We start from the raw sequence: 293 nt of genomic DNA on the forward strand, positions 1-293 counted from the left end.
GCACATCTGACAATCGAATTTCCGAAGCGGGCGCAAGCGCGACCCGCGGTTTCGTCATGCCCGAGGGCCGCTTCGGCGCGCCGAGGCCCGAGGGGCCCCAGGCCACGGGCGCGATGCCGCCCCAGCACGACCAGGGAACCGCCGCGATGCCCCCTCAGCCTTCGCGCCCCGCAATCAGCGGCGCTGGCGCCATGCCCGTCGTGCCCCCCATGGGCCCGACGTCCGGCGGCTACGTGCCCGGCTACCAGGTGAATGCCCGGCCGCCCAAGACGCATCGGGGGCTCAAGATCTTC

The 293-nt window shown here is 72.7% G+C and carries 1 protein-coding gene; it reads left to right on the plus strand.

Translation table 11 applies throughout. The features are described from left to right. Positions 1 to 293 (plus strand): hypothetical protein (locus NE591_RS15050; RefSeq protein ID WP_256157078.1); only part of this gene is annotated, 293 nt, incomplete at both ends.

Source organism: Adlercreutzia sp. DFI.6.23 (assembly GCF_024462535.1).
Lineage (GTDB): Bacteria > Actinomycetota > Coriobacteriia > Coriobacteriales > Eggerthellaceae > Adlercreutzia > Adlercreutzia rubneri.